Below are 25,568 nucleotides of genomic sequence, written 5' to 3'. Positions count from 1 at the left end.
CAAAAATAGTGTGCCGATAATTTTGATAGTTTTACCACCTTTGTAGTACTGATAAGCAAAAATGAAATTACAATTAATACGGCCTCTGGCCTTTTTCGACCTGGAAACTACCGGTACCAATATTGGCGCCGACCGCATCGTAGAGATCTCTGTTATTAAACTTAACCCCGATGGCAGCGAGGATGTACTAACCCTGCGCGTACATCCGGGCATCCCAATTCCTTTAGAATCATCGTTGGTGCACGGCATTTATGATGAGCATATTAAAGACGAGAAACAGTTTCATGAAATTGGACAGCAAATAGCCGAATTTATCCACGATAGCGACCTTGCGGGATACAACTCCAACAAGTTTGACATACCCATGCTGATGGAAGAGTTTTTACGCGCGGGCATCCAGTTTGACCTGGATAACCGCCATTTTGTGGATGTACAGAACATTTTCCACCAGATGGAGCAACGTACTTTAAGGGCTGCTTACCAGTTTTATTGCGATAAACAGATTATTAACGCGCACTCGGCCGAGGCTGATACCCGCGCCACCATGGAGGTTTTGCTGGCGCAGATAGAGCGTTACGAGAACCAGGAATGGGAAGATAAAAAAGGTGTTAAAAGCACGCCCGTTGTGGGTGATGTAGAGGCCTTACACAAGTTTACCAACCTGAGCCGCCCGGTTGATTTTGCCGGCCGCATGGTATATAATGAGCAGGGTGAAGAAACCATAAACTTTGGCAAGCACAAAGGTAAAAGGGTAGAGGATGTACTTAATGCTGAGCCAAGCTACTACTCGTGGATGATGCAGGGCGATTTCCCGCTGTATACCAAACGTAAGCTGGAAGAAATTTATAAACGCTGGAACGCCAAACGAGTAGCAGAACGCCAGCAAAATAGGCCGGCACAACCTGCCGCTGCACAAACACCTGCCCAGCCACAAGCACCAAAACCGGCATTCCAAAACAATAGCCCCAAAAGCAGCCCGCAGCTAAACAGCCAGCCTGTTAAAAAGAAGGAAGAGCCTGCCAAACCTGTAGATGAAGATATGCTGGCACAGCTGGCGATGAAGTTTAAGAAAAATTAATTGGAAGTTTGAGATTAGTTTTTTTGCGTGCCTCAACTTTGCGCGTAATTGCGAGCGATAGCGTGGCAATCTTCGATAGAAAGCAGCAGACCAAAATGTCGAAGATTGCCACGTCGCTATCGCTCCTCAAAATAACATAGTTATATTTCTTTCAGAAACTGAATATTCCTTGTCAGCCCCTCAAACTTCGTTCGTTTCACAGCCGAGTTCTTGAAAACCTTTTGAAATACATCGGTCGTAATATCCTCCCAGTCTTCTTTTTTTAAACCATGAAGTTCCGGGTGGGGAGCAAATGATGGTTCGTTGTGGAGTGCCGAGAAGCGGTTCCAGGGGCAAACGTCCTGGCAGATGTCGCAGCCAAACATCCAGTTATCCATTTTGCCTTTAAATTCCTGTGGAATCTCGTTCTTGAGTTCGATGGTAAGGTAGGAGATACACCTGCTGCCGTCAACCACGTAAGGGCCAACTATGGCATCGGTAGGGCAAGCGTCTATACAGCGGGTGCAGGTGCCGCAATGGTCGGCAGTGGGGTCAATATCATACTCCAGTTCAATATCTACGATCAGCTCTGCTAAAAAGAAGAATGAACCAGCCTGCTTGCTAATGAGGTTGCTGTTTTTACCAACCCAGCCCATGCCCGCTTTTTTTGCCCAGGCCTTATCCAATACCGGTGCCGAATCTACAAACGCACGGCCGCCAACCTCGCCAATTTTTTGGTTGATAAGCTCTAATAACTGCTTTAGCTTGTCTTTAATAACAGTATGGTAATCAGCACCGTAAGCGTATTTGGAAATTTTGGGTGCCGATGGATCCAGCTGCGTGGTATCGGTATAATAGTTTAGCCCGAGGGAGATAACCGACTTAGCCCCATCTACCAGTAAACGCGGGTCGAGCCGTTTATCGAAGTAGTTTTCCATGTAGCGCATTTCGCCGTGCATGCCTTTGTTCAGCCATGCCTCCAGCCGGGGTGCTTCCTGCTCTAAAAATTCTGCCTTGGCTATGCCACAAAACAAAAAGCCCAGGTTTTTGGCCTCGGTTTTTATGAGTTGCGAATATGCCGACAGGTTTTGCTGCATGGCGTAAAGATACTATAATGCAATGTTTTTGAATGCGCCAGGCTTTGCCAATAATTTTATATGTGTTAAATAATTTTCTTTTTAAATAATGGTATGGCTTTTGGTAGGTTATATGCAAATAATACAACTATGGAAAATAAACCAGCAGGATTTGACAGGGCCAATGGCCAGGGCCAAAACCACGATATAACCGGAAACGTGGCCAATGTTGACAACGAAACTTTAAAACATGATGTAAACGATAAGGACCTTGCTAAAAAGATCCCGACCGTTACACCGGAAACTGTAGCAGCAGATATCCCCAACGATACCCCCGAGTTGGAAAACCCAACAGAGCAAACCTCTTCTAATAAAGGGCAGGGCCCGGCAGGCGAAAATTTGTAAACAATAAAGCCTTTTCAAAATGGAAAGGCTTTATTGTTTGTACCCGTTATTGCGAGCGTAGTGTGGCGGTCTTCGATAGAAGAGTAGGCGGCAAGCATGTCAAAAATTGCCACGTTGCTATCGCTCCTCGCAATTACGCGCGGAGGATACTACTACCTGTTATGATATAACTTTGAATTTGAGTAAGTAGCCTCAGCAACTATCTTACCACTCTTTATCTTAAAAATGCTGGCGTTGCGCAGATCGTAACGTATTGGGCTGCCGGCTTTTTCTTTCAGGCCAATAACGTCATACTCCACTACCACGGTCGAATCGGTATTGATGATATTATCAACCAAATATTTGGCATCCGGCGATACATAAAATACCTGATGGAAAATTTCATCAGCACCTTTTGGGCCAACGCTTTCGCCATCCCAATCGGTAGTGGTTATTTTTGCCTTGTCGGCGTATTGTGCAACTAAGCCTTTAAGGTCTTTATCGTTCAGGTAGCGGAAATGCTCGTCTATGATCTGTTTTGATGCTTCGGTTTGGTTAACCACGGGCGTTTCTGGCTTGTTATTACATGCCGCCAAGGCCGTAGCCAATAGTACGAACAGGATAGGGCGTAGGGTGATTGTCATGGTTTAAAAGTAAGGATTGTCATTTAAAAACAAAACCCTCTTTTGCAATGCAAAAGAGGGTTTTAAATTTCGTATCTTTGTATTAGAAGCTATTCCTTACGCTATTACCAAACGTTTTAGTGCTCCAGTAACCGCTATCTAATATGCGGCGTACAGTCAACAACGGGTAATCCGGGTCGCGTTTATCAGCTAACTGGAAAGCCATCTTAAATCCTTTTTTATCAAGTTCAGGCAATACAGGTTTTTTCCAGATGCCAAATGGGTAAGCAAAGTAATAGATTTTTTTACCGGTAATTTCTTCCAGCTTTTTAGTTGGTTTATCAATTTGGGTAACCCAGTCGTCAACAGGTCGGTTAGTGATTTTACCGTTAAGTCCTTTAATAACCAGGTTTGAATTGTGCGAGTATTTGTCTACACGGTGATGGTCCCAAGTGTGGCTGGAAATTACATTGCCATCGTCAGACAGTTTTTTGATCATCTCCGTGGTCATATAGTGCGGGCGGCCTATTGATACCGTCATCACAAAGAAAACGCCTTTAAAACCGTATTTCTTCATTTCGGGAGCGGCGATGGTAAACTGGTCAAGATCGGTATCATCAAATGTTAACATGATGGGTTTTTTAGGCAACGGCGCGCCTGCAACCAGGTAGTTGTACAACTGATCGGGCAGTATGGTGTGGTAACCGCTGTCGGCCAGCATTTTCATGTGCTCTTTAAAAGCGGCAATTTGTACAATGTAGTCTTTAGCGTTTTTAGAGTCGGTAGCCTTCCAGTCGCGAATTTGGTGGTAGCAAACAATTGGTACCTGCTTGCGGGCCAAAACAGCGGCTTTATCAATAGGGCCGGTAGCCAGTTTTGCTACGGGCGATGAAGTTTCTTGGGTTGCCGTTTTAGCGCTGTCTGCAGAGGCCTTGTCTGTCGATGTTGGTTTAGACTGGCATGCTACCATGCCAAAAAGTACAAGTGGCAATACTGCCGAAAGTTGCTTTAACATATTACGGAGGATGATTTTTGAACCGCTAAATTAGTATAAATCTAAAAGGGATGTATTAACTGTTAATAAATTTTATTTCGATATCAATTTTGGAAAACCAAGGTCGTTTTTTGGTGAAAAAAGGGCGAAAAAAAGTCGTCATTTCTACCGCTAAAATCAAAAAAGCCCGCTATTTGCGGGCTTTAATTTTTTGCGGATAGTACTAAAGTACTATCCGTTTATTTTCTGCTATAGACCGCTTGGCGGCATCCAGTATCTGCATCACTATCATGTTATATTTAAGTGACGATCTATCGGCAATACCCCTTTGCCTGTCGTTTACAACCTGTTGCAGGTACGAGATAGGGTGGTCATTTGGTGCCAACAATGGCGGGGCAATAATGGTGGTCATCGGTTTTTTGTCGATGCGGGTGGTTACGTTATCCTTGTCTAACGCGTGCATATATCCCTCATCCCCAAACACTTCCAAATCTTTAATTGAGAAGGGCCAGTTCCAGGATGCTTCGATAATACCTGTTGCGGTAGGGTATTCTACAATGATTGTAGCGTCATCCTCCACTTTTGGGTAAGTCTGTAACTTAAAATGGCGGGCAACAGCCGTAATCGCTATAGGTTTCTGGCCATTCATCAACCAGGTCATCAGGTTGGCGCCGTAGCAGCCAAAATCGTTAAGGGCACCCGCACCGTTCAGTTCAGGGTCGGTAAGCCAGTTGGTGAAGTCCTTGCTGCAACCGATCTCTTTTGGCCCCTGGTGGCCATCATGCACTACCATCTTGCGGATCTGCCCGAGGCTATCCTTGGCGGCCAAATTGTACACATGCTGGTAAGATGGATACCAGGTAGTTTCGTAATTGGTCATAAGCTTAATGTAGTATTTTAAAGCTAAAAACTCCATACGGATGGCTTGTGCAAGGGTAGCTGCCAATGGTTTTTCTACCATTACAGATATGCCCAACGGGGCGCAAACCTCCACAATATCAATGTGTTTTGCAACCGGGTTGTACCCTAAAACCACGTCAGGCTTTTTGGCGGTAACCATTTTCTTAAGGTCATCAAAAAAGATAGAATCGGGTAGGTTATATTGCTTCTGGTAACGGGCACGCAACTGTTTATCGGCCTCGGCTATACCTACAATAAGCACTTTGCCGTCGCGGTAATCGCCAAGGATGTTGTGCACATGGTCGTGCGCCAGTCCTGCTATCCCAATTTTTTGTGTGCTTAGTAATACAGGTACAACTGGTATGGTAGGCGGCACGGGTTTAACGACCGGGGTAACCTGCCCAAACGACATCAATGTGCCCGATACAAGTATCAGGCACATTATAAGTTTAATGAATTTTATGTTTGAATTACTTCTCATTTGACAGTGAATAAGGTACATCTGCCGCTTTTGTACCTCTTGCCTTGTTTGGTACAGCCGACATATTAAAGTTTAAAACTTGCCCCTGTTGCAGCGCTTTGTGGCTTAACCAGTTGTTTGTATATGGTTTGCCATTTACACTTAAGCTAGTTACAAACCTGTTTGCTGTGCTGTTTTTAGCAGCATTAATGGTAACGGTTTTGCCGTTCTCTAAGGTAAGGATCACTTTTTTGAACAGCGGTGCACCTAAAACGTACTGATCTGTAGAAGGCGTTACCGGGTAAAAACCCATTGCCGAAAATACATACCAGGCAGATGTTTGGCCGTTATCTTCATCGCCACAGTAACCGTCAGGGGCAGAGTGGTACATTTTATTGATCACATCGCGTACGTGCAATTGGGTTTTCCATGGCTCGCCCGAGTAGTTGTACAGGTAGGTCATATGCTGAATGGGTTGGTTACCATGCGCATACTGGCCCATTCCGGCAATCTGCATCTCGCGGATCTCGTGAATCACTTCGCCATAATAGCTGTCATCAAAAATAGGAGGAAGGCTGAAAACTGAATCCAGTTTGGCGCTGAATTTTTGTTTACCACCCATCAGGTCAACCAAGCCCTGGATGTCGTGGAACACGCTCCAGGTGTAGTGCCAGCTGTTACCTTCGGTAAAGGCATCGCCCCATTTGAAAGGATTGAACGGAGACTGGAATTTACCATCCTTGTTTTTACCACGCATTAAACCTGTTTCTTTATCAAACAGGTTTTTATAGTTCATGCTGCGTTTGCGGTAGATTTCTGTTTCAGATGCAGGGCGATTTAATGCCTTGCCCAGTTTGTAAATAGTAAAATCGTCGAAAGCGTACTCTAAAGTACGGGCTGCATTCTCGGTTATTTTAACATCGTATGGTACATAGCCTAATGTGTTGTAGTAATCTACACCATCGCGGCCGGTAGCATTAGGGCCATCATTATTGGCACCATGTAAAAGCGCCTGATACAGCGTTTGGATATCATATCCGCGACCACCTTTCAGGTAGGCGTCAGATACTACAGCAGCAGAGTTGTTACCCACCATTACGTCAGAATAACCGGGGCTGCTCCACTCGGGCAACCATCCGCCTTCTTTGTAATCGTTAACCAAACCGGCCTGCATCTCTTTATTGATAGATGGGTATACCAGGTTCAGGAACGGGTATAAAGCCCTAAAGGTATCCCAAAAGCCTGTTCCAGCGAATTTGTAACCCGGTAGGATCTGTCCGTTTTGAGCGCTCCAGTGTACCGGTTGGTTCTTGGCATCCAGTTCGTACATTTTATTGGGGAAGAACAGCATGCGGTAAAGGCAAGAGTAAAATGTTTTTACCTGCTCTACCGAACCACCTTCTACAGCCAGTTTGCTTAAGGTTTTGTTCCAAACGGCTTTTGCTTTTAGTTTGGTTTGGTCGAAGTTATCTTTGCCAATCTCCCTGTTCAAGCTTATTTCAGCTTGCTCAATGCTGATGAATGATGAGGCTACCCTCATGTTCACTTTTTCGCCTTTTGTAGTTTTGAAACCGATAACCGCCATAGCGTGCTTAGCATCAAGTTCTAAACCGTCTTTTAAAGTGGTATCACTGTAAACCTGGGCGGTTGTAATTGGCTTATCTACATAAATTACAAAGTAGTTCTTAAAGTTCTTAAGCGGGCCGCGGGCATATTTGGTAGAGTAACCAACTATTTTTTTCTCGCCTGGGATAACTTTTACGTATGATCCTTTATCAAACGCGTCAACTATAATATAAGAATTGTTCGATTGCGGGTAAGTGAACCTGAACTGCGCGCTACGCTCAGTAGGTGTTATCTCTGTAGTAACATCATGGGCGGCAAGGTAAACGCTGTAGTAGTATGGCTTTGCAATCTCAGCTTTGTGCGAGAACCAGCTTTCGCGGCCTTTTTGCGAAACTTTTAGCTCACCGGTTACCGGCATTATGGCAAATTGCCCGTAATCATTCATCCATGGCGATGGCTGGTGGGTTTGTTTAAAGCCATTTATTTTGTAGGCATCGTAAGTGTACTGCCACCCGTCGCCCATTTTACCTGTTGTAGGCGTCCAAAAGTTCATGCCCCAGGGCACGGCAATGGCGGGGTAGGTGTTGCCGTTACTCAGGTCGTATTTTGATTGCGTACCCATCAGCGGATTGATCCATTCAACAGGGTCAGTTACTTTAGCAACCTGTTGTGCAAATGAAGAAGCTGCAAACAGGAGGGCACTTAAAAGAAGGAATCTTTTTTTCATTTGTGATTTAAAGTATAATAGATGTAAACCGGCAGTAAATATAAAAGACTGGCGAGTATTGCCAGTCTTTTATATTGTAAAATTATTGCCACCCTGGATTTTGTTTCAACTTAGGGTTTGTGTTTATCTCGCGCTGTGGTATCGGCCACAGGTAGTATTGAGTTTTCATGGTAATACCCTGCTCGTTTGCAGTTGATGTTGCATCGGCAAATGTACCACCTGGCACAACGTAGATCTTATGCGTACGCTGGATATCAAAATAAGCTTTATCCTCGTAGCAAAGTTCCAGGTAACGCTCTTTCCAAACGGCTTCGCGGAACGCTGTTTGAGATAAAGCGCCGTACGGGGTAAGTTGCGCGCGGCCGCGAATAGCTTCAAGAGCGCCTATTGCTGTTGCATTAGGTGCGCCATCTGCTTCGTTTTGTGCCTCGGCGTAAATTAGCTGAGCTTCGGGTAAACGGAACAGCGTCCAGTTTTCGTCGCTTTTACCATTACCTAATGCACTTTCTACATGAAAAAATTTATAAAGGGCCGGTTTTTCAAAAGTAATTATCGTTGAAGGATCTTTATCTTTTGGATAACTGCTGTAGAAAAATTCCCTTTCTTTAGCACGTTTATCACCGGCAGGGTAGCTGGCAATAAATTGGGTAGTAGGTAACATAGCGCCTAAGTGGTCGCCATAAGCACCAACCTGCAGGTTAAACGGTATAGTTAATTGTGGAATAGCATTTTCCATTATACCCACTTTGTAGTTTATCTGGAAAATCAATTCTCCCTGGTTTTTATGGGCATTGTCATGCAGGTAAGCATAATCATTAAACAAGCTGTATTGTGTTAAAACAGGCAATACCTCGGCTGCAGCTAATGCGTAATTCTCTGTTTTTTGCAAAGGATACCCCGCCATAGTTAAATAAACGCTGCCTAATAATGTACGCACGGCTCCTAACGACACACGGCCGAATTGATCCGTAGCCGGTAAGCCTGAATCTTTTGCGGCTTTAAGGTCTGCTACTATCAAGTCATAAACAGATGCTACAGGCGAACGATCAGGATAAAGGGTTTCGCTGGTGATGGTAACCGGTTCTGTTATTAATGGCACATTGCCATATAACCTTACCAAATGAAAGTAAAAGAAAGCCCTCTGGAAGTACGCTTCGCCAAGTAGTTTTTTCTTATCAGCATCTGGCATGGCAATAGCCGGGATACGCTTAAGTGCTACGTTAGCATTTGCTATAGCCGCGTAACTATTTGACCACACTGTTTCAAAACCCGGATTTGTTGGGCTTGTGGTTTGGTTTATTACCTGCTTATTATTCACACTTTGCCCAAGCGTTGTTGCATGGCCTGCAAAAAGTTCTAAAGTGATGAACGGGCTTTCGCCGTAGGCATCCCCATTTTGGAACATGTATAAAGATGAGTAAATACCGTTTACAAATGTTTGCGCTTGGGAAGCGGTTGTAAAGTAGTTAGCGGTATTAAAATTATCTCTCCTTTCTTCGTCGAGGTATTTTTTGCAACTGCTTGCAGATGCTGTAAGGATTAGTAATAATATACCGGCCCTGTATTTTTTTAAGTTAAACTTCATAATACTATATATAAAATGGTTTAATTAGAAACTAACGTTCACACCAAGCAAAAAGGTCCTTGGTTTTGGATAATCGTAAAATTGGATGCCCTGGGTAAAGTTGCTGTTATTGTTGTAAGTAGAAACTTCAGGATCGTAACCGGTGTATTTGGTTATAATGAAAAGGTTTTGGGCTTGCGCGTAAACTCTTAATCTGCTTACTTTTAGTTTCTTTAAAATATTGTCAGAAAAGTTGTAACCCAAAGTAACCGACCTGCCACGGATGAAGTTGCCGTTCTCTACCTTGGTAGAGTAGATCTCAGTTTGGTAACCTACATAAGCTGGGCGGGTTTCAGCTATATTGGTATTTTGGTGCTCAGGGGTCCATGCATCTAATACCGTTGCATAGCTGTTAGCCTGGCCTGTACGGTCCTGGCCCGAGTGCTTGGTAAGGTTCATGATCTGGTTACCGTAGTTAAACTGTAACTCTATACCAAGTTCGATGCCTTTATAACGGAAGTTATTGGTTAATGTACCAAAGCCATCCGGGGTAGATTTACCCAGCACCTCGCGGTCATCAGCGGTGATCTTACCGTCGCCGTTCGTATCTTTAATTTTCAGGTCACCCGGTTTAAGGTCGTTGTAAGAAGCTGCCTGCGCGGCTTCTGATGTACTCCATGTACCTAACACGGTGTAACCATAAAAGCTACCCGGTGATAAACCAACCCTCATCAGGTTAAAATTTGATAAGAAGCCGGGAGAAAGGAAAATATCATCATTATTTTGACCAAGCGCTAAGATCTTGGTGTTTAGGAATGTGATGTTGAAGTTAGATGTCCAACTAAAGTTTTCAGATTTAATATTTGTGGTATTAATGGCAAGCTCTATACCCTTATTTTGCAATTTACCAATATTTTTAAACACACTTCCAAACCCGCTTGATTGTGGAATTGGTGCATCGAGCAGTAGCGCTTGTGTTTTCTTAATGAACGCATCAGCCTCGATGTTAATACGGTTGTTAAATAAACCCAATGATACACCAAAGTCAATCTCGGAATTTTTCTCCCATCCAAGTTCTTCGTTGCCAATAGTTGTTTGATGTGTGCCAATAGCTTGGCCACCAAATACATAAGGGGTAGTTTCGATGTTAGCAGTTGAACGGTATTCACCAATCTCAGTATTGCCGGTTAAACCATAGCTTAATCTGAATTTTAGGTCGGATATGGTTTTGTTTTCCTTAAGGAATGCCTCTTGTGATGCTCTCCAGGCTAATGCTGCCGAAGGAAAGAATCCGTTTTTATTGTTTTTTCCCAAGCGCGACGAACCATCCTGGCGGCCTGTTATAGTAAGTAAGTATTTCTCTTTTAAATTATAGTTTAAACGTGCAAAGAACGATTGCATTTGCCAGGCATCATAGTTTGAACTTGGGATGCCTGGGATTGCACCTGCGGCAAGATTGTAAAAACTATAAAAATTATCAGATAAGGTGCTTGTTGATGCACCAAAACCTATTTGTTTAAAGTTTTGACGCTCAAAACCTGCTACCAGGTTTATTTTATGAATATCTGCAAAGGTTTTATCGTAAGTAAAGTAGTTTGACCATTGCCAGAAAACATTATTAGCCTCGCTTATCGATGCCGAACTATAATCCTGGCTTGCGGTTGCACCACCTACCAAGCCTGTTTGCGAGTTTGGATAATAGTTTGCAGATGTAGTAACACCCAATACGCTGCGGAATTGTAAACTTGGTAAAATATTGATGTTTGCATAAGTATTACCACTAAACACACGAATTTTAGTTAGGTTAACTATCTCTTTTGCCTGCGCAACCGGGTTATCGCCACCTTCAAGATTAGGGTAGTCGGTACGTTTACCGTAGCTACCATCGGGGTAACGGATAGGTATAATAGAAGGCATCTCCACTAACATACGTGGTATGTTGTTGCCACCTGTTCCATTATCCTGCAAACGGCCTTCCTGTGCGTTGTAATTTAAAGTAGCGCCAACTTTTAACCATGGTTTTATTTGGTTATCGAAAGTTAAACGCGCGTTGTAACGTTTTAAATAACTGTTTAGGATGATACCCTGATCATCAGCGTAGTTTAAAAAGAAACCGTAGTTCATCTTGTCGCTACTGCCGGTAAAACCGAGGTTATGGTTTTGGCTCACTGCGGTACGGGTAGTAGCATCCTGCCAGTCTACATCATAAAGCGGGTTCAAGTTAGCATCAAACAGCTTGCCTATAAGCGCCGTGCGAATAAGTTTTGGATTTTTACTGGCATAGTTGCCTTCAGCCCAACCCGTAGGGTCATATTTTTGGATGTTGGCGTACCCCAGATCTTCGACAGCTAAAAATTCTTTGGCGTTAAGCACGCCAAGCTTTTTAGCCATTTTGCTTATGCTTACATAGCTGTCGTAACTTACTGTACCCGCACCACCTCTGGTGCCACGCTTGGTGGTAACCAAAATAACGCCGTTTGCACCACGTGTACCGTAAATAGCGGTAGATGATGCATCTTTCAACACGTCTATAGATTCAACGTCGTTAGGGTTGATGGAGTTACCACCCTCTGTCCAAACAACACCATCTACAACGTAAAGCGGGTTTGTGCTGGCGTTAAGTGATGTATAACCACGGATGCGCACTTTTGTAGCACCACCCGGTGCACCCGAGTTGGATGATACGTTTACACCCGCAATTTTACCGGCAAGTTGCTGCTCCAGGTTGGTTTGCGGCCTTTCTTGCAAAGCCTTGCTACCAACGCTGCCTACCGATCCGGTAAGGTCAACACGTTTAGAGGTACCGTAACCTACAACCACTACTTCACTTAGTGCTTTAGGCGATTCTACCAATAAAACATCAATAGTTGAACGGTTATTAATTGGCTGCTCTTGCGAGGTATAGCCTATAAAGCTGAATACCAGTGTGCCGCTGCCTTCGGGTAAATTTAGTTTATATTTACCGGTAACATCGGTAGTAGTACCTGTTGTAGTACCTTTAAGCTTTACATTAACACCCGGCAGCGCGCCTTTGGCATCGCTTACAGTACCGGTAATATCAACAGCTTTAATTTCTACAGCGTTGTTATCAGCATCCTTCTTTTTCACTACAATGGTTTCCTGGAAAATTTTGTAGGTAAGGGGCTGATCTTTAAACGCGATGACCAATGCCTGGTCTACGCTTACCTTATCAACATCAATAGTAATGCCGCCCGCTTTAGAAACATCGTTTTTATCATACATAAAATGATAGCCCGTTTGTTTCTCAATAAGGCGTAAAACTTTTTCTACAGAAGCGTTCTTTTGGCGCAAGGAAACAGTTTGGCTGAATGTTTTTGCGCTCACATTGGTAAGGGCTGCAATTATTAAAATAGCAGTGAGTTTCATAACCAATATTAGTTTGGATAGTTTAGACCATGCCAAAGGCACAGCCTTAGAATTAAAATTCATAAGTTTGTTGTGTTTGGGTTAAACGTTAACTTTCAATTCGTCGATTGCATGATTATGGGGCCCAGACATTTTAGCCGGGAAAGTGAGTCGAAACACTTCCCGGTTTTTTTATGCTTAATTTATCCAAATATGGGTAAACGAGGCCGCCAAATGCTTTTAGCTTGCGTGGTGTATTTCTTTCATCATAAGTGGTTTTTGTGAGGTGAATAATTGATGTATGTATTGGTATTATTTTTGGGCAAATTCAATTTGTGCTACAGCACAATTATCTTGTTTCCTTCTATCTTCAGGTTTACACCCGTGTATTTCAAAATATCTAACAAAACTGATGCTTTTACATTGCGAGATATGCGGCCGGTAAATACCTTATCAGGCACTTTACCACTATAGGTAACCTGCACATCGTACCAGCGCGCCGCCTGGCGCAGTATGGCATCTATACCAACTTCCCTAAACTGGAAAATACCGTTCTTCCAGGCAGTTTCGTCGTTCACATCTACATCGTTAATAATCTTGTTTTGGCCCGATGATTTGATCTGCGCCTGCTGTCCGGGTTTTAAACGTGCGCTGAAAGAGCCACTGGTAATACTCACCGCACCTTCTAGCAGGGTGGTTTTCATGGTAGCCTCATCATTATAGGCCATTACATTAAAGTGTGTACCTAAAACTTCTATATCTGCACGGTTGGTTTTTACTTTAAAGGGCATCAACGTGTTTTTTGTAACCTCAAAATAAGCCTCGCCGGTAATTTCTACCTGCCTCGATTTGCCTGTAAAGCGGGTTGGGAAGGTTAATGACGATGCCGAGTTTAGCCAAACCTGGGTGCCATCGGGCAAAACAACCTGGTACTGGCCACCGCGTGGGGTGCTAATAGTGTTGATGGTAGGAGCAGCTTCAGCACCGGCTAACGCATTGGTATTATAAATCACCTGCCCGTCTGTAGTTTTTTTAACCAAGGTTGTTCCTTCTTTGGCAAGGGTGCCGTTCTCCGCATTATCCAACACAATGGTTTTACCATTGGCAAGGGTTAACACCGCTTTATTGCCGCCGGGTAAAGCATCGTTATGCGGGCGTTTTACTTTAACAATTTGTGGTTGTTGTGCGGCTTTTTTAGGGTGCAGGTAATTGTAAACGCCAAAGGTTAATACTACCAGCATTATGGCGGCAGCGGCAATTTTGCCCCAAAGAAATATATTGTTACGGTTTTTTGCTTGTTTGCCTAATCCCTCAGCGCCTAAAATATTGCTGAGCATTTGGTTGGGTTTATCGTTATTGAACAGGGCGGCGTCAGGCTTAAGATCATCCCAGGCCTGGCGAATGAGCAGCGAAAGCTCTTCATCGCTGGCGCCGGCATTAATTACAGCAAATAGTTCGTCACGCTCCTGCGGAGTGGCCGTTTTGCTATAATAGCGATCAAAAAGGTATCTTAACCTTAACCTGGATGTTTTCATTAAATGTTGTTCAATAATTGCTAGTGTGAAAAAGCCGGGGAGCTTTTGCTATATGACACCAAAGGAGATAAAAAAGGGGGTATTGCTTTGCGGTTTTTTTTAAAAAAATATCGCTGCCAATATAATTATAGCCGAAATATCAATGTTCGACTGCACAAAATTGGTGATAGAGTGTGTGGCGCCTTGCAAATATTTCTTCACCGTTTCGCGCGAGAGACCCATTTGGTTTGCAATCTCGTCATATTTTAAACGATCGTGGCGGCTTAGCAGGTAAACTTTTTGTTGCTGCGGGGGTAGGTGGTCGATGGCCTGGTCTAATAAAGTATAGTATCCGTCTAATCCCGTATTTTCTTCGGGGATGAGTGCAAAAGCGTTTTCTTCGATAGTTTTTTGATGGACGCGTTCTTTTGCCAGTTTACGCAGGCAGTTTAACGCATGGTTTTTTGAGATAACAAACAAATACGCCCTAAAGTTTTGAACATCAACCAGTGTTTCGCGGCTCATCCAGATCTTTAAAAATACATCTTGTACTACCTCCTCGGCCAATTCAAGAGAATCGGTAATGCGGTAAATGTGTGTACCTAAAAGCTGGTGATGGTTATTGAACAGTTCGCTAAAGGCATGTTCATCGCCACCGGCCACTTTCAAAAGCAACTCTTTTTCACAAGGTAAAATCAAGTCAGACATAAGCAGTAATTGGTTTCGGCAAATAATGCTAAATATACTACAACTGCAATCCAATAATGCTTAAATGTTAAAAAAATATCACATCGTGTAAAAATGACACATTTGTAATTAATTGATTTTTAATTAATTAATCACAGAAAAAAAGAGTGGGTAAATTTGAATTGTTAAAATAATGATGGGTTTCCGCCCAGCTTTATTCTGCCAAGGTGCTTGTACGCGCTTTCTGTAGCCTCGCGGCCACGTGCGGTGCGCATTAAAAAGCCTTCCTGAATCAAAAACGGTTCGTAAACTTCTTCAATAGTGCCTTCTTCTTCGCCCACCGCGGTGGCAATGGTTTTCAACCCAACAGGGCCGCCTTTAAATTTATCAATAATGGTAGATAGAATCCTGTTATCCATCTCGTCCAAGCCATGCTCATCAACGTTAAGGGCGTTGAGGGCGTACTTGGCAATGGTTGTGTCGATATTACCATCACCTTTTATTTGGGCAAAATCGCGTGTACGGCGTAAAAGGGCATTTGCAATACGTGGCGTACCACGGCTGCGGCGGGCAATCTCGTAAGCGCCCTCATCACTGATAGGGGTGCGTAGAATAGTAGCCGAACGAAGCACAATAGTGGTTAGTAATTTTGCATCATAGTATTCCAGCCTGCTGTTAATGCCAAACCTCGCGCGAAGCGGAGCAGTTAACAAACCAGAACGTGTAGTTGCGCCAACAAGCGTAAAAGGATTAAGCGAAATTTGTACCGAGCGGGCGTTAGGGCCGCTCTCCAGCATAATATCTATCTTAAAATCTTCCATAGCCGAGTACAGGTACTCTTCCACCAGCGGACTTAAGCGGTGGATCTCGTCAATAAAAAGAATGTCGCCGGTTTCCAACCCTGTCAACAAACCAGCAAGGTCCCCCGGCTTGTCTAAAACGGGGCCTGATGTTATTTTAATACCAACACCCATTTCGTTTGCGATAATGTGCGATAGTGTAGTTTTGCCTAATCCCGGAGGACCGTGCAGCAATACATGGTCCAGCGCTTCGCCGCGCTGGCGGGCAGCCTGTACAAAAATACGCAGGTTTGCCATTATTTTATGCTGACCGGTAAAATCTTCAAATACCTGCGGCCGTAATACTTTTTCTATATCACGTTCCACAGGAGATAGGCTTTCGCCATCCGGATCGAGGTTCTCGTTCATACTTTTAATTTCGGATTTCGAATTTTCAATTTTGGAAGATTAAAGTTAAGTTAAAAATGGGATTTGGGTAGAAATAATTCGAAATCGAACATCCGAAATTTATCACCCTTCGGGATACTTCCTGAAAATGCTGTTGATCTTCATCTGGATAACTCCAAAAAAGGCTTCTTTAAATATACCTGACGACATTTTAGAAGTGCCGGCGGTGCGGTCGGTAAATATGATGGGTACTTCGGTTACTTTAAAGCCGTGCTTTATCGAAGTGTATTTCATTTCTATCTGGAAGGCGTAGCCCACAAATTTTATTTTATCAAGGTTCAGCGTTTCCAGCACCTTGCGTTTGTAGCACATAAAACCGGCTGTGGCATCCTGTACATCAATCCCGGTAATAAAACGCACATAAACCGAGGCGAAAAAGCTCATCAAAACACGGCTCATTGGCCAATTAACTACGTTTACACCTTTAATGTAGCGCGAACCTATGGTGGCATCGGCGCCATCAATGCAAGCCTGGCGCAGGCGTAGCAGATCATCAGGATTATGGGAGAAATCGGCATCCATTTCAAAAATAAAATCGTAATGGTTGCGTATCGCCCATTTAAAACCGTGGATGTAGGCGGTACCTAATCCTTGTTTGCCCCCCCGTTCTTCAATAAACAATTTGCCGCTGTATTCCTGCTGTAATTGCTTTACAATATTCGCTGTACCATCCGGCGAGCCATCATCAATAATAAGCACATGAAAATCATGAGGAAGCGTAAACACCTTGCGGATCATCCGCTCGATATTTTCTTTCTCGTTATAAGTAGGGATGATGACAATACTATCGGGCACAGTAGCTGCAGATTTTGTTTTTGTAATGAATGCCGCTAAAATAATTCAATTTTACACGGCATTAAAATAAAAAACAGGAAAGTGGTGTGCTTTCCTGTTTTTTAAAAGTAATATTTTAATTACAGGTTGCCTGTTTCTGCAATTACCTCATTTTCTACATCGGGGTTATCTATATAGTTGCGCTCTTTTAAGCGTGGCGATACAAACATAAATACTATAATGAATGCCGCACAAATACCTGCGAATAACCAGTAAAAATCTGCACCGATAAACTTGGAGAAGTAACCGCCGTTGACGATGCTGCCATTTACGTATACATCAAAATAGTTACCTACAGCTACGGTTAATAACCATATAGCGCCCATGGTGCTTTTCATTGATTTTGGTGCCTGGGTATAAGCATACTCCAAACCGGTAATAGATACCATAACCTCGCCTGCTGATAGGACAACGTAGGCTGCAATTTGCCACCATACCGATGGATGCTGGCCGGCATCAACTTTCTCTTGTAAAAATGCTATCATTACAAATGAAATGCAGGTTAATGTTAAACCCGCGCCAAGGCGGCGTAAAGGGGTAGGTTTGATACCCAACTTAGCTACCAGCGGATAAACGCCATAGTTAAACACAGGGATAAACGTAAGCAGGAAAACCGGATTTACCGTTTGTACCTGGCCGGCTAAAATGGTGAAATCAAACATCCCCAAGACGTTAATGTGCCTGTCGAGTTTTTTTGCCTGAAGTACCCATTCCGATAAGTTTTGATCCCACATGGCCCAAAAAATAGGTACAAATGCAAATACAGCCAATACACGATAAACGGCCTTGGTACCCTCTACCTTTTCAGAATCGAACTTGCCTTTTGCAACATCTAAAAGTGATTGCCCTTTTTGTTTTTTACCAATATTGAACAGCGCGTAAATCGAGATAAATACGAAATTGTTTTTGTTGATGCCCGACGGCGGTACCCTTACATACATTTTACGGCCCGAGAAGAAAATAATAGTTGCCAACGCCATTAATATACCGGGAATACCAAATGCCCATTTAGCGCCATAATTAGCATAAACCCAAGGGATCATCACCGTAGCAAACATGGAGCCTGAGTTGATACTAAAGTAGAACCAGCCGTAAACTTTAGATATAAGCGCCTGGTTGGTTTTATCAAACTGGTCGCCTACGTTAGCCGCCACACATGATTTTATACCACCTGCACCAACGGCTACGATCACCAAACCAAAAATAAAACCGTTAAGGTTTGTATCAAACATCGAAAGGCAAAGATGACCGAAACAGTAAATGATAGATACCCATAAAATTATTTTGTATTTACCCGTAAACCAATCGGCTACTATAGCTCCAACAAAGGGTAACGTGTAAGCAAGTGTTACAAAAAAGTGTGTGCTTTCATTAGCCTTTGCTTCAGCTACAGCCTGCAAGCCGGGGATATTGGTGGGGTTAAAAAACTGTGCTACTAAAAAGGTAGCTAATATTGAGCGTAAGCCATAAAAGCTGAAACGTTCTGCGGCTTCGTTCCCTATGATAAATGGAATACTTCGGGGGTATTTAGGTTCAATTTTCGCGTCTTTTAATTGTACATCTTTCACCATATATAATTTGTTTTTTGTCTAAAAGTACTATAATTAACTCAATACGAAATTTTATACTGAGATTATTACAGAGCGATCTGTAATATATTGATTTGTGTGCCAAAATAAATTTTTAATTCTTTTTACGGGCAGGTAAACTGCTCCTGTCTTTAATTGCTTGTGCCTTAGGGTCAACATAAGTTACATCCTTATCTTCGGAAATGTTACGCATATCCAAATTGTCTACATACACCCAACGGCCGTTTTTTAGTTTGTAGCCGTCGTAACTAAGGTCGGGCCCAAAGGTTTCGGGGTGATTTTTCATCTTTTGGTCGGGCGGCGAAAGATGGTCAAACACAATCAGGTTTTGATCGGGAACGTAACGCAACAACATAGATGCCTGCCTGGTGTATTCAAAAACCACACGTTTACGGTTTTTGCTATTGCCATCAAAAACGGCGGCCCCCAGATTGGGTTTATCGTGTTTATCAAACGATAAAACTTCTATAACTTTTTTGGTCGATTTTACGGTATTTCCTTTCCATCCCAGCAAAACGTAATAAGGCTTTGCCGCCGCTACGCGGATAATTTTATAATACTGCACGCCATACCATTTGTGATTATCGGTTATCGAATCTTCGGGGTTTTTAAGGAACGGTGAATAATCTTCAAGCGGGTACATCAACAGTTTATCGCCAGTATTCATTTGCACGGTTCCATAAAAACGATAGCTGCCGTCCTGGTTCATTACGTGCCAGCTTAGTATACGGAAACGGTTATCGGGCGAGTTTATAATGCTCACAGCCTTAACCGAATCAAAGGGATAATTAAAGGAGTGCGGAACTTTTAGCGCTGCAACCAGCATGCGGATAAACCGGTAGTTGGCATTTTTACGTTCCAGATCATCGGGGTCGTTGATAAACTTTTTACCGAGCGATTTCAGGCTATCCTGGTAAATCTTCAATTCTTTAAGGTTCTTAACTTCATCAGAATGTTGCGCGAAGCTTGCGTTGAACATTAGTAGCAGGAAAAGAGCAATGAAGAAACCTTTCATCAAATATTTTTATGATAAATATTAACGTAAAACAAGCCGCTAAATTATTAAAAAAGGAGTAGAGATGTTACGACAAGTTTTCGATAACCATTGCACTGGCGCCACCACCACCGTTGCATATACCCGCAGCGCCCAGTTTGCCGCCGTTTTGCTGTAATACGTGTATCAATGTTACAATGATACGCGCGCCTGATGCACCCAGGGGATGACCAATAGCGACAGCGCCACCATTAACGTTAACCTTAGCAGGATTGAGCTTTAGGATCTTGTTATTTGCAACTGAAACTACCGAAAAAGCTTCGTTGATCTCAAAGAAATCAACCTGTTCTGCTGATATGCCTGCTTTATGCAATGCTAACGGAATTGCCTTTGCAGGGGCGGTAGTGAAATATTCAGGAGCTTGTTGAGCATCGGCAAAAGAAACTATTTTGGCTAATGGCTTAATACCCATTGCTTCGGCTTTTTCTTTACTCATTAATACTAATGCAGCCGCGCCGTCATTCAGGGTTGATGCATTTGCGGCCGTAACCGTACCATCCTTTTTAAATACCGGTTTAAGGGTAGGGATCTTATCAAATTTTACCATGGCCGGTTCTTCGTCGTTACTAAACAAGGTAACCTCTCCTTTTTTATCTTTTAGCTCAACAGAAGTAATTTCTGCTTTAAATTTGCCTGTTGCTTGTGACGCTTGCGCGCGTTTATAAGATTCTATGGCAAAGGCATCTTGCTCCACGCGGGTAACATTGCAATCTACAGCGCAAAGTTCCGCTGCCGATCCCATGTGGTAATCGTTATAAACATCCCAAAGGCCATCTTTTACCAATCCGTCTATGATTTGCCCGTTACCCAGGCGGTAGCCGTTACGGGCTTTATCAAGATAGTAAGGCACATTGCTCATACTTTCCATACCACCTGCCAGTACAATATCATTATCGCCGTTGGCGATACTTTGGGCGGCCAGCATAATAGCTTTCATACCCGATGCACACACCTTATTTACCGTAGTTGCAGGCAAATACGGTAAGCCCGCAAATATGGCGGCCTGTGTTGCAGGAGCCTGGCCTAAGTTGGCCGATAATACGTTTCCCATATATACTTCCTGCACATCTTCCGGTTGTAAACCGGCTTTTTCAATTGCCGATTTAATAACAACAGCGCCTAATTGGGTTGCCGATAAAGATGCCAGGCTGCCGCCAAAACTACCTATAGGGGTACGGGTGGCAGATACGATATATACTTCTTTCATAAGAAAAATGATTTTTGTTATAATGGTGCAGCAAATTTATATTTTGACTTTGAATTTAACGATAAAAATAGAAAATATTATGCATGCATAGCATTTTCTATTCCGTGTCTTTGTTTTTACGGCTGGCTTTTTTGCGTGCTTTTAAGGCTTCCTGCAGCAAATACTCTATCTGTCCGTTGGTGCTGCGAAACTCATCTGCCCCCCAGGTTTCTATTTCCTTGAGCACATCGGGGTTTATCCTTAATATAAAAGCTTTTTTCTCTGCCATGTTATATTATTGGGTTGCAGCCTGCTGCTGCCTAAGCATAATTATCACCAAGCCCATAAATGCCAGCAAAGGCAGGAGTGGGGTGTTGGGTTGTTGCGTAACCTGGTCTATAGTAACGGTGTAAGGCTGCTTAAAATTGAATGCTTTTTGAGTGATAGTTAAAATATCGCCCTGCGTACCATTAGTTAAACTAAGCGATTTGGAAAACATCTTTTTGTACAGATACGTAGCCTCAAAGCCATTATCCATCTTCAGGTTAAAATCGCGTTTCCAGGTTTCGGGCACTAGTACACCTATGATTTCGTCCTCACCTTTGTTAACCAACACGGTGCGGTTAAACCAGCCTTTACGTTTAATGGTGAAGGTTTCCTGCGGGGTTTCTATAATAGCATCACGTTTAAAGTTTGAGCGGAACCTTAGTTTTGCGTAAACAAACTGGCCGTCAGTCAGCTCAAACTCCGGCTTCCAGAAGCCTTTTTTGATAATAGCCAGTTCGTTGGTTCGCAGTTGATCGATGTTTCTGTAGTCGTCCATAGCTATTAATTATATCCTAACGGAAGGTTTGCGTATTCGAAACGGTTATCTATGCTAAAAGCTACTCCATATAAAAGCATTATTTCTAATTCTGGTGTTTGATTAAGTGAGGAAAGTAAAATAACTTTTAAAGGTTTTTCGCCACTCCAAGTGCTTTCTTTCAAAGTCATTATATCTTTCTTATCATGTTGCCAGGTAAAGTCCGATTTGAATAACAGTGGATAACGCTTTCGGATCAATTCCGCCTTGAAGCCATTATTCATCACTAATAATAAATTTTTTGAACCGATACTAAAAGTAAAAAAGCCTACCACATTACTCTTATTGTTTTTAATTAAAATCTTACTAAACTTTCCTTGCCAACTAAGATCTTTTTCAAAAGTCCACTGGTTTTTTAATGTCCTAATCGCTTTGTCGGACGCACTTATTAGTGCATATGAGTGTTGCTCGTCCTTTATTTCATAAATAAACTTTGAAAAAGATATTTTAATTACTAATAATTCATTGGAAATTAGATAGCTCAAATCTGCAAGCGTACTCATGTATTAATGGTATAAAGTACCTGTATTAACTACCGGCGATACACTACGATCACCACAAAGTACAACAAGCAGGTTGCTCACCATTGCTGCTTTGCGCTCTTCGTCCAACTCAATAATATTCTTTTCTTCCATTTTTTTAAGGGCCATTTCCACCATACCAACGGCACCCTCAACAATTAGGCGACGGGCAGATATAATGGCCGAAGCCTGCTGGCGCTGTAACATGGCGTGGGCGATCTCGGGCGCGTAAGCCAGGTGAGAGATGCGTGCTTCCAACACTTCTATACCGGCACGTTCAAGGCGCTCGTTTAATTCTTGTACCAATAAAATACCAACCTGTTCTGATCCACCACGTAAAGTGATGCTGGCATTCTCATCCTCGATATGGTCATAAGGGAACGAATTTGCCAAATGGCGAACTGCGGCTTCGCTTTGGATGTTTACATATTGCAGGTAATTCTCTACAGCGAAAACCGCTTTAGCAGTGTCTTTTATCTGCCATACAATAACGGCGGCAATTTCTATAGGGTTACCTACGCTATCGTTCACCTTTAGTTGTTGTCCGTTTAAGTTATATGCTTTTAAAGAGATCTTCTTTTTAACGGTGAAAGGGTTTACCCAAAAAAAGCCGTCCTGCTTAACTGTGCCCTGGTATTTACCAAACAGGGTAAGCACTTTAGATTCGTTAGGGTTTACTATCGCCAGCCCCGGTAATATAAAAACAAAGTTTATTACGCATATAATAGCGCCTACAACGGGCTGCTCCCAATAAAAGGAAACGGCGGCTGCGGCAATAAGTACAAGTACTAAAATAAAGGCTAAATAACCTGATGGTGCTGTAGTAACTTTTTCGGTTTGCATGATATGTTAGATTTTAAAATGATATCATAAAGATATCAACTTTGGTTTGATAAAAGCAAGAAAAATAACAGATAACCGAAACTTATATTATTTTTGATTGGATTAACACGCGCTATGGCAAAACTTTCATCGTCCCGGCAAAAGGCATTACTGCGTAAATACGCTTTAAATGTTAAGTTTTTTATGATGCTGGTTTGTGTGACTATCATCGTATATGCTTTGCCCAAGCAAGCCAAATTTGGCTATGAATTTGAGAAGAGCAGGATCTGGAACCAAAAGGACCTGATCTCTCCCTACAACTTCGCCATCCTTAAAACCAATGCCGAGATAGAGGCGGATCAAAAAGCAGCGCTGGCAACTGTAACGCCCATTTATCAAAAAGACGACGAGATGAGCCTGCAGCAGCAGGAAGGTTTTAAAAGCGACCTGGAAGTGAAATGGCATAGCGCCGGCTTAAACGAAAAACTGAAGAATACTTATTTGCAAACAGGTTATAATATCCTTAAAGCAGCATACGATAAGGGTATCCTTAAACTAAACCCCAGGTACCAAATAGCAGGCAAAAATTATCCTGTTACCATATTAAGTGCTAATGTTGCTTTAGATAAAAATACATCAGACCTGTTTACCCGCGAACGCGCCATTGCTTATTCCGATTTTGAGATAGGTAAGATGCCGGCCCTCGACAAACCCTTCCTGTTGAATTTAGTGCAAGACAGGCTACAGATAAACTTAACGTTTGATGCCAAGCTTACCGCAAGGCTGGAGAAAGAAGTTACCGAGAACCTATCTATCACCCGCGGTATGGTGCAAAAGGGCGATGTTATCATCGGCAAAGGATCTGTAATTAATGATGAGGCCTATCAAAAACTGGCTTCATACAAAAAAGCGTTTGAAGATAACGCCCGTACAAACGGCAACCGAAGCCTGGTACTATTAGGGCAATTCCTGCTGGTTGGTATTACCATTACCCTATTAATGGTGTTCCTATACCTATTTAGACGGGATATATATGATGATAACCGATTAGTAAGCTTGATATTGCTGGTTATTACCACCATGCTGGCAATGTTATCACTTGCTATAAAGCTTGAGCTACCCAACTTTTACTACATACCATATTGTATTGTACCCATCATCATCCGAATACTGTTTGATACCCGTTTGGCCTTGAATATACACCTGCTGGTAGTAATGATAGCCGGTTTTTTTGTACCCAATAGCTTCGAATTTGCTTTTTATGAGATAACGGCGGGCATGGTATCCATCTATAGCATCAAAAATCTCATCCGTCGCGAACAATTCCTGATATCGGCTCTGATTATCACCTTTACGTACTTTGTGTCATTCTTAGGGATTTCGTTAATAAGAGAAGGAACGTTCACCACTATTGACTGGGTAGATTTTATACCATTCGCGGTAAGCGTATTGCTTACATTGCTGGCTTACCCGTTGATCTACCTGTTTGAGAAGGTATTTGCCATTACGTCTGACATTACGCTGATAGAACTAACTAATACTAATGCCCAGCTATTGCGCGATATGGCCTTTAGCGCGCCGGGGACTTTCCAGCACTCTTTGCAGGTAGCCAACCTAGCAGAGAACGCCATCTTCGCTATTGGTGGCAACGCTTTACTGGTTAGGGCAGGGGCACTATATCATGATATTGGTAAAATGGAGAACCCGCTGTTTTTTATCGAAAACCAAAGCTCGGGTTTTAACCCGCATGATAAATTACCTTATGAAGAAAGTGCGCAGATCATTATCCGCCACGTAAGTAAAGGTATTGAGATGGCGCGTAAAGCTAACCTGCCAGAGATCGTTATCGACTTTATTCGCACCCACCACGGCAATACCCGGGTAGATTATTTTTACCAGTCGTTTTTGAAAAATTTCCCTGAAAAATTCATTAATGAGAACATTTTTCGATATCCGGGGCCTATCCCTTTCTCAAAAGAGGCAGGTGTTTTGATGCTTGCCGATTCAGTTGAGGCCGCTTCGCGCTCTTTAAAGGAGCCTGATGAAGAATCTATCAGCATACTGGTTGACCGCATTGTTAAATACAAACTCGATCAAAACCAGTTGAATGACAGTAATATAACTTTGAAAGATCTGGAAACAATTAAGCAGATTTTTAAGCGGATGCTGATGAGTATTTACCACGTAAGAATAGATTATTAAAAATCTGATTTATTTTTTTGTCAGCTTAAGCTAATTACTATATTTGCAATCCCTGAAAAAAGGGAAAGCAATTCGGAAAAATCAACGGTGAGGTGCCTGAGAGGCCGAAAGGATCAGTTTGCTAAACTGACGTACGGGAAACTGTACCGAGGGTTCGAATCCCTCCCTCACCGCTAAAACCAACATTAAAGGGTTTCAAAAGCCTCTAAATCAACGATTTAGAGGCTTTTTTATTTCTGCTACGATCACAAATCATTCATATAAGCCCAAAATAAAAAAGAGTACTTTAAGGAGTACCTGCTTATATTTTTACTAATCCCTAAAAGTGCCATA

21 protein-coding genes and 1 tRNA gene are annotated in these 25,568 nt (G+C 42.7%); 4 read left to right on the top strand and 18 right to left on the bottom strand.

The window, feature by feature from the left end:
* Positions 1-61: 61 nt before the first annotated feature.
* Positions 62-1,078 (top strand): 3'-5' exonuclease, encoded by a 1,017-nt coding sequence (locus NAF17_RS07195; RefSeq protein WP_252757304.1) that lies wholly within the window; start codon positions 62-64, stop codon positions 1,076-1,078.
* Between the two features lie 140 nt (positions 1,079-1,218).
* Here the strand turns inward: NAF17_RS07195 and queG are convergent, their stop codons facing one another.
* Positions 1,219-2,154 carry a tRNA epoxyqueuosine(34) reductase QueG gene (queG, locus tag NAF17_RS07190; RefSeq protein WP_252757303.1) on the bottom strand — a complete coding sequence of 312 codons (936 nt, stop codon included), beginning with the start codon at positions 2,152-2,154 and terminating at the stop codon, positions 1,219-1,221.
* A 129-nt stretch (positions 2,155-2,283) separates the two neighbouring features.
* Here queG and NAF17_RS07185 point away from each other — a divergent pair, with 129 nt between their 5' ends.
* Positions 2,284-2,538 carry a hypothetical protein gene (locus NAF17_RS07185; RefSeq protein WP_252757302.1) on the top strand — a complete coding sequence of 85 codons (255 nt, stop codon included), beginning with the start codon at positions 2,284-2,286 and terminating at the stop codon, positions 2,536-2,538.
* Positions 2,539-2,690: 152 nt separating this feature from the next.
* Here the strand turns inward: NAF17_RS07185 and NAF17_RS07180 are convergent, their stop codons facing one another.
* The 17 genes from NAF17_RS07180 to NAF17_RS07100 all read right to left on the bottom strand — a co-directional run bounded on the left by NAF17_RS07180 (position 2,691) and on the right by NAF17_RS07100 (position 23,054).
* Positions 2,691-3,161 carry a nuclear transport factor 2 family protein gene (locus NAF17_RS07180; protein ID WP_252757301.1) on the bottom strand — a complete coding sequence of 157 codons (471 nt, stop codon included), beginning with the start codon at positions 3,159-3,161 and terminating at the stop codon, positions 2,691-2,693.
* 82 nt (positions 3,162-3,243) lie between these two features.
* Entirely contained in the window at positions 3,244-4,155 is a 912-nt protein-coding gene (locus tag NAF17_RS07175; RefSeq protein ID WP_252757300.1) for a polysaccharide deacetylase family protein, read from the bottom strand.
* Positions 4,156-4,357: 202 nt separating this feature from the next.
* Positions 4,358-5,476, bottom strand: a complete 1,119-nt coding sequence (locus NAF17_RS07170) for a Gfo/Idh/MocA family protein (RefSeq protein ID WP_252757299.1) — start codon at positions 5,474-5,476, stop codon at positions 4,358-4,360.
* A gap of 28 nt (positions 5,477-5,504) precedes the next feature.
* Entirely contained in the window at positions 5,505-7,787 is a 2,283-nt protein-coding gene (locus NAF17_RS07165) for a GH92 family glycosyl hydrolase (RefSeq protein WP_252757298.1), read from the bottom strand.
* An 82-nt stretch (positions 7,788-7,869) separates the two neighbouring features.
* Entirely contained in the window at positions 7,870-9,372 is a 1,503-nt protein-coding gene (locus NAF17_RS07160) for a RagB/SusD family nutrient uptake outer membrane protein (RefSeq protein ID WP_252757297.1), read from the bottom strand.
* A gap of 24 nt (positions 9,373-9,396) precedes the next feature.
* Positions 9,397-12,801 (bottom strand): SusC/RagA family TonB-linked outer membrane protein, encoded by a 3,405-nt coding sequence (locus NAF17_RS07155; protein ID WP_252757296.1) that lies wholly within the window; start codon positions 12,799-12,801, stop codon positions 9,397-9,399.
* Positions 12,802-13,055: 254 nt separating this feature from the next.
* Complete coding sequence (locus NAF17_RS07150) at positions 13,056-14,252, bottom strand: FecR family protein (protein WP_252757295.1); 1,197 nt, start codon at positions 14,250-14,252, stop codon at positions 13,056-13,058.
* Between the two features lie 99 nt (positions 14,253-14,351).
* Complete coding sequence (locus NAF17_RS07145; protein WP_252757294.1) at positions 14,352-14,939, bottom strand: RNA polymerase sigma factor; 588 nt, start codon at positions 14,937-14,939, stop codon at positions 14,352-14,354.
* A 164-nt stretch (positions 14,940-15,103) separates the two neighbouring features.
* Positions 15,104-16,126 carry a Holliday junction branch migration DNA helicase RuvB gene (gene ruvB / locus NAF17_RS07140; protein WP_252757293.1) on the bottom strand — a complete coding sequence of 341 codons (1,023 nt, stop codon included), beginning with the start codon at positions 16,124-16,126 and terminating at the stop codon, positions 15,104-15,106.
* 102 nt (positions 16,127-16,228) lie between these two features.
* Entirely contained in the window at positions 16,229-16,960 is a 732-nt protein-coding gene (locus NAF17_RS07135) for a polyprenol monophosphomannose synthase (RefSeq protein WP_252757292.1), read from the bottom strand.
* 119 nt (positions 16,961-17,079) lie between these two features.
* Complete coding sequence (locus NAF17_RS07130; protein WP_252757291.1) at positions 17,080-18,570, bottom strand: POT family MFS transporter; 1,491 nt, start codon at positions 18,568-18,570, stop codon at positions 17,080-17,082.
* A 112-nt stretch (positions 18,571-18,682) separates the two neighbouring features.
* Positions 18,683-19,603: a hypothetical protein gene (locus NAF17_RS07125; protein WP_252757290.1), complete on the bottom strand. Its 921-nt coding sequence runs from the start codon at positions 19,601-19,603 to the stop codon at positions 18,683-18,685.
* Between the two features lie 67 nt (positions 19,604-19,670).
* Positions 19,671-20,849, bottom strand: coding sequence for an acetyl-CoA C-acyltransferase (locus tag NAF17_RS07120; protein ID WP_252757289.1), 1,179 nt, complete (start codon positions 20,847-20,849; stop codon positions 19,671-19,673).
* Positions 20,850-20,946: 97 nt separating this feature from the next.
* Positions 20,947-21,117, bottom strand: coding sequence for a type II toxin-antitoxin system antitoxin (locus tag NAF17_RS07115; protein WP_252757288.1), 171 nt, complete (start codon positions 21,115-21,117; stop codon positions 20,947-20,949).
* A 6-nt stretch (positions 21,118-21,123) separates the two neighbouring features.
* The gene (locus NAF17_RS07110; protein ID WP_252757287.1) at positions 21,124-21,651 is read right to left on the bottom strand and encodes a hypothetical protein; all 528 of its coding nucleotides are present in this window, start codon (positions 21,649-21,651) and stop codon (positions 21,124-21,126) included.
* 5 nt (positions 21,652-21,656) lie between these two features.
* Entirely contained in the window at positions 21,657-22,193 is a 537-nt protein-coding gene (locus NAF17_RS07105; RefSeq protein WP_252757286.1) for a hypothetical protein, read from the bottom strand.
* 3 nt (positions 22,194-22,196) lie between these two features.
* On the bottom strand, positions 22,197-23,054 hold the full coding sequence (locus tag NAF17_RS07100; protein ID WP_252757285.1) for an SPFH domain-containing protein: 858 nt from the start codon (positions 23,052-23,054) through the stop codon (positions 22,197-22,199).
* 114 nt (positions 23,055-23,168) lie between these two features.
* Between NAF17_RS07100 and NAF17_RS07095 the strand changes: the two genes are divergently transcribed.
* Both NAF17_RS07095 and NAF17_RS07090 read left to right on the top strand, forming a co-directional pair.
* Positions 23,169-25,235, top strand: coding sequence for an HD family phosphohydrolase (locus NAF17_RS07095; RefSeq protein ID WP_252757284.1), 2,067 nt, complete (start codon positions 23,169-23,171; stop codon positions 25,233-25,235).
* 86 nt (positions 25,236-25,321) lie between these two features.
* Positions 25,322-25,408 (top strand) — tRNA-Ser (locus NAF17_RS07090).
* Positions 25,409-25,568: the final 160 nt, after the last annotated feature.

Source organism: Mucilaginibacter aurantiaciroseus (genome assembly GCF_024055595.1).
Classification (GTDB): domain Bacteria; phylum Bacteroidota; class Bacteroidia; order Sphingobacteriales; family Sphingobacteriaceae; genus Mucilaginibacter; species Mucilaginibacter aurantiaciroseus.
The sequence above is the reverse complement of the archived record's forward strand: the minus strand, read 5'-3'. Positions and strand labels throughout refer to the sequence as shown.

Bases quoted from the DNA above. Each gene is read 5' to 3' on its own strand.
- NAF17_RS07160 (WP_252757297.1), bottom strand. From the start codon at position 9,372: ATGAAGTTTAACTTAAAAAAATACAGGGCCGGTATATTATTACTAATC.
- NAF17_RS07110 (WP_252757287.1), bottom strand. From the start codon at position 21,651: ATGGACGACTACAGAAACATCGATCAACTGCGAACCAACGAACTGGCT.
- NAF17_RS07195 (WP_252757304.1), top strand. From the start codon at position 62: ATGAAATTACAATTAATACGGCCTCTGGCCTTTTTCGACCTGGAAACT.
- ruvB (WP_252757293.1), bottom strand. From the start codon at position 16,126: ATGAACGAGAACCTCGATCCGGATGGCGAAAGCCTATCTCCTGTGGAA.
- NAF17_RS07175 (WP_252757300.1), bottom strand. From the start codon at position 4,155: ATGTTAAAGCAACTTTCGGCAGTATTGCCACTTGTACTTTTTGGCATG.
- NAF17_RS07115 (WP_252757288.1), bottom strand. From the start codon at position 21,117: ATGGCAGAGAAAAAAGCTTTTATATTAAGGATAAACCCCGATGTGCTC.
- NAF17_RS07165 (WP_252757298.1), bottom strand. From the start codon at position 7,787: ATGAAAAAAAGATTCCTTCTTTTAAGTGCCCTCCTGTTTGCAGCTTCT.
- NAF17_RS07130 (WP_252757291.1), bottom strand. From the start codon at position 18,570: ATGGTGAAAGATGTACAATTAAAAGACGCGAAAATTGAACCTAAATAC.
- NAF17_RS07180 (WP_252757301.1), bottom strand. From the start codon at position 3,161: ATGACAATCACCCTACGCCCTATCCTGTTCGTACTATTGGCTACGGCC.
- NAF17_RS07120 (WP_252757289.1), bottom strand. From the start codon at position 20,849: ATGAAAGAAGTATATATCGTATCTGCCACCCGTACCCCTATAGGTAGT.
- NAF17_RS07125 (WP_252757290.1), bottom strand. From the start codon at position 19,603: ATGAAAGGTTTCTTCATTGCTCTTTTCCTGCTACTAATGTTCAACGCA.
- NAF17_RS07145 (WP_252757294.1), bottom strand. From the start codon at position 14,939: ATGTCTGACTTGATTTTACCTTGTGAAAAAGAGTTGCTTTTGAAAGTG.
- NAF17_RS07155 (WP_252757296.1), bottom strand. From the start codon at position 12,801: ATGAATTTTAATTCTAAGGCTGTGCCTTTGGCATGGTCTAAACTATCC.
- NAF17_RS07095 (WP_252757284.1), top strand. From the start codon at position 23,169: ATGGCAAAACTTTCATCGTCCCGGCAAAAGGCATTACTGCGTAAATAC.
- NAF17_RS07185 (WP_252757302.1), top strand. From the start codon at position 2,284: ATGGAAAATAAACCAGCAGGATTTGACAGGGCCAATGGCCAGGGCCAA.
- NAF17_RS07100 (WP_252757285.1), bottom strand. From the start codon at position 23,054: ATGCAAACCGAAAAAGTTACTACAGCACCATCAGGTTATTTAGCCTTT.
- NAF17_RS07150 (WP_252757295.1), bottom strand. From the start codon at position 14,252: ATGAAAACATCCAGGTTAAGGTTAAGATACCTTTTTGATCGCTATTAT.
- NAF17_RS07170 (WP_252757299.1), bottom strand. From the start codon at position 5,476: ATGTGCCTGATACTTGTATCGGGCACATTGATGTCGTTTGGGCAGGTT.
- NAF17_RS07105 (WP_252757286.1), bottom strand. From the start codon at position 22,193: ATGAGTACGCTTGCAGATTTGAGCTATCTAATTTCCAATGAATTATTA.
- queG (WP_252757303.1), bottom strand. From the start codon at position 2,154: ATGCAGCAAAACCTGTCGGCATATTCGCAACTCATAAAAACCGAGGCC.